This is a genomic window from Chitinivibrionales bacterium (assembly GCA_014728215.1).
Classification (GTDB): Bacteria; Fibrobacterota; Chitinivibrionia; order Chitinivibrionales; family WJKA01; genus WJKA01.
This window is the reverse complement of the sequence record WJLZ01000149.1, coordinates 1-3,769: the sequence shown is the minus strand read 5'-3', so window position 1 is coordinate 3,769 and position 3,769 is coordinate 1. Positions and strand designations below refer to the sequence as shown.

The window sequence follows — 3,769 nt, the reverse complement described above, 5'->3', positions numbered from 1 at the left end:
CCAATTGGATTAGTTAATACTGTTTGTCCATCAGAAAGGATATTTAGAATTAATATTATTATTAGGGGCGCGATTTTTTTTGATTTCATTCTTTGCCTTTCAAAGCCGGGGGGCATATTTCGCCTAACGTTTCGCGCAAGATACGAAGGTTTACGGAATGGAATGGAGTAAACTTTTGTATTTGCGCTGTTGGTGGCTGTTGGCAAACCCCATTTTTTTCTTCCGGCCGCATTCTTCATTCTTCTATTACTTCAATGTCTCCGCTTTGTTCAATCGGTGCTTTACGTCCTACATTTAATTCAGTTCCGCCGATATGTTGATTTATTGCAAAGACTGAATTTTCTATACAATCCTTGAATGCAAAGGAAACTGATTCTACCATTCCAATCACATAATTTCTCCTCAACTCTTTTGCATCATTTTTTCCTCGAAGCATTTCTGTTGAGGTTTGTGATTCAAATTGCCTGCTAAAGCTTTCTCCGTTGTTATCTTTCAAATCCATCTTTAATGCAATTAAACTTTGACCAGGTCCAGCTTTTTGTCCGTAACCATAACCGTATACATACACTGCAAAGTACATGTAGAAATATTTTGTATATGGCCCTTTTGTCTCCTGTTCAACAACAGTTAAATCAACAGTGTATTCTTCGGAGCCATCATTGACGAATTCAAAACAGCCTGAACGTAGAGCTTCTTTCTCAAATGCTTCTCGAACAAAATTTTCAATTTTTGAATCAAAAGCCGCTTGACCAAGTTTGCAGGAATACCCACTTACTCCAAAGTTGACGAACAAAAGAGGTATTGGTACAAAATATTTTGTTCGAGCATATGTGGAATCATTTAACTCAACCTCATTTGATACTTTGCCCAGTGCAATTTTTACCGGAGTTTTCTGACTACATATTTCACTATCCTGCATGTAATCCAGAGGAAATGCACCTTGAAGGTCACGTGTAAGCTGTTTAGCACATCCCGATAAGAAAACAATTAAGAATGCTATAGCTACAAGTAAAACATTTCTCTTTAACATGTGATTTCCTTTCATTTTTAATATCCGTATCGAATAAGTTTAAGTCTCATTTTTACCAATTCTTTGTGTAAATCATCATTGCTTGCACAATCGAGCAAATTTTGGTATTTCTCCACATATTTTTTGTAGTTTACGTTCCCAGTTAACCTATCTTGTTCATACGAACAATCATTTGAAATGAACATAACGAAGCAATTTTTTGAGTATTTATCCATTTTACGAATAAAAATCTCACACGAATCATATTTTCCTTCGAAAAGTGTCACCAAAGCTGATGAAAAGACGTATGGCATATCTTCGCTCTTTTCTACTTGTTCTAATGCTTTTTTCGCTTTCTTGAAATTACCTGCTTGTAGATTGGCAATTACTGTTTTGCTTGGTTCTGAATTGATAAAGGGCAAATCGTTTTCTTCATATTCACTTGGTGTTATTAGATATCTTTTAGTTGGTAATTTACCGTACTTTGATATTTCATCTCTCAAGTCATCATGAGTCGTTAAGAAATATCGGGATGGAGCACATGAAAACAAAGTGATAATCAAACATGAAAATATGAGTTTTTTCATTCTTTTTCCTTTCTTCTGCGGCCGGTCTTCTTTCTTTGTCTTTAAAAAAATGGGGTTTGCCAATTGACACCAACGGTTCGCGCTTATGTGAAGTTTTCCGCAGCGCAGCGGAGGAAAATTTGGGTGGAGTGAAACGGAACCACATAAGCGCTGTTGGTGGTCTGTAGCTTTGCTCCCCAGGCCCATTTCTTCAACAAAAAGGCCATGGACGGCCTTTTTGTTGCCTTTCACATCTGGTTCAGTTTTCTTACCGATACTCCATCTTTAGATATTGTCCTAATCAATATCAGACCGCTCTGTAAATTCATCAATAACAGGTCTTGACGATTTTGCACTTGATACGAATGGGTCAGTCTTCCATTCGCTTGAAAAATCTGTATTGTCCCATCAAATCCAATATTCCGTAATGTACACCCATTAGTGCCCATTTTTATCTCGTATTGTTTAAGTACTTGATTTCCAGGCATCCGGCTGCTTGCGAGAATTGATGGCTCACCTTCAATTACGAATTTTGCTCCATAATACTTCTTCCCTTCAATTGTCGCGTAGTACATTAGCTTTACAGGTACAACGCTGTCAATATCAAAATTGACAATTAAATTCTGTGTGAACGTTCCGCTATTAATCTGAATATCTGTGGTATCTATAATGAATGGTGACCGGTAATGACTAACTTCTGTTCCACATTCGGTGGTTCTTTCGAATTTTATTGGTAAAGAGTATCTATATACTCTCAAAATCCCATTGGCAGCAGGAATAGTGCCTTTGATTTGAATTTGGCTTCCAGGGTTTGCCGTGATCGTATCTGGCATGGCAAAGCCGATTGAATCAACTGAGATCATTAAGCTTGGATCACCAAGCAAATTCATTCTTTCAATTGAACTATTAGCCACCTTGGCTTTCGCGGAGTAGAAAACGCCACCTATCGTCTTATGGTCCGTAAATATGTTCCAGAAATTAGTCTGTAACTGTTCGAGAGATGAGGCATATTGACCTAAATTTGGAGCCCCTATGGCGACAACAGCACCTTTATTAGGTGCTAAAAGTAATTTGCTACCTATACTATTATCCCTTTCCTGAAAACGGTTGGAATTGCTTGTGAAAGACAAGAATATAGCGGCTCTCGCATCACTAATCTTTTCAATAATCGAATCGGTTTGCAATACTGCCTCATCTGACCAGATATTTTCCCCTCCCATTCCAAAATAGGAAACAATGGATGTCCCCCAATTGATATAGTGGGCAATTGTGTCTTCAAGAAATCGTTTTCTATACTCAGCGTCTGCATCATATTCAATCATCTGTATCCATGTATTGGGAACGATTGATGATTTTTTTGATTCTATTGAAAAGCTTGGTTCGTAGAAATCCAGAACATTGCATTCTGAAGCTATCATGTCGTCATCATATATAGACAAGGTGTGAACGCTCGTAAAGTCGAGATTTGATTCAAATTGCTTTGTCTTCTGCAAAATGCTTGAATATTCAATTTCTGTTCTTACGGGTAGCCTGCCTAACGCGGCAAAACAGGGTTGGTTACGTTCTGATTTCAACAACCAGTCATCTATAGGAACGTAATCAGTATCTGTATAGCTATTTTCGGGAACGAAATATGAAGGACAACTATATGGAGTCTCATTCTCGCCATAAGCAGGTGGTTCTCCAACAAGAAGAACAAATCGAGGTTCTCCTTTCCATTGTTCTGCCGTGTAAAGCAAAAACTGCTTTAGTTTTCCTTCTTGCGATGTGCTATCCGGAAAAGTTGTATAAATGTCTTCGAGTATTGCTATTCCGGGTTTTGTTACCTCATCCAAAGTGTTATTGATTCTATACTGAGCGTGTTCGTTTGCCTTCTGTTCAAAGAAAGATTTACATACAATAAGTAAATCACATTCAACTTCAGTACTTTTGAGGTTCGTAAGTTTGTAGTTCTGTCCGAACCCCAGCGATATTGATAACATTATTAAAGCAATCGTCTTTTTCATTCCTCTATTCCTTTCTTGTGCCACACGACGTGGCACTATTCTTGGGCCTGGGGAGCAAAGCTATTGACACCAACGTGTTGCGAGTACCCGAAGTTGGCGACCAAAGGGAGCCAATTTGTGTGTAGCGAAGCGGAACCGGGTACTCGCTGTTGTGCGCTGTTTAAAAAATATTTTTCGTTTTTCATTTT

Annotated in this window: 3 protein-coding genes; all 3 read right to left on the bottom strand. The window is 38.2% G+C overall.

Annotation, left to right across the window (positions count from 1 at the left end):
• Positions 1–235: 235 nt before the first annotated feature.
• From GF401_12805 to GF401_12795, 3 genes are read right to left on the bottom strand one after another with little or no spacing between them, the layout of a single operon-like run.
• Positions 236–1,045 (bottom strand): hypothetical protein, encoded by an 810-nt coding sequence (locus GF401_12805; protein ID MBD3345935.1) that lies wholly within the window; start codon positions 1,043–1,045, stop codon positions 236–238.
• A gap of 2 nt (positions 1,046–1,047) precedes the next feature.
• Positions 1,048–1,827 carry a hypothetical protein gene (locus GF401_12800; protein ID MBD3345934.1) on the bottom strand — a complete coding sequence of 260 codons (780 nt, stop codon included), beginning with the start codon at positions 1,825–1,827 and terminating at the stop codon, positions 1,048–1,050.
• Complete coding sequence (locus tag GF401_12795; protein ID MBD3345933.1) at positions 1,824–3,581, bottom strand: hypothetical protein; 1,758 nt, start codon at positions 3,579–3,581, stop codon at positions 1,824–1,826. Before GF401_12795 ends, GF401_12800 begins: the two co-directional genes overlap by 4 nt.
• Positions 3,582–3,769: the final 188 nt, after the last annotated feature.

Coding starts and splice junctions, on each gene's coding strand:
- GF401_12805 (MBD3345935.1), bottom strand. CDS start 1,045: ATGAAAGGAAATCACATGTTAAAGAGAAATGTTTTACTTGTAGCTATA.
- GF401_12795 (MBD3345933.1), bottom strand. CDS start 3,581: ATGAAAAAGACGATTGCTTTAATAATGTTATCAATATCGCTGGGGTTC.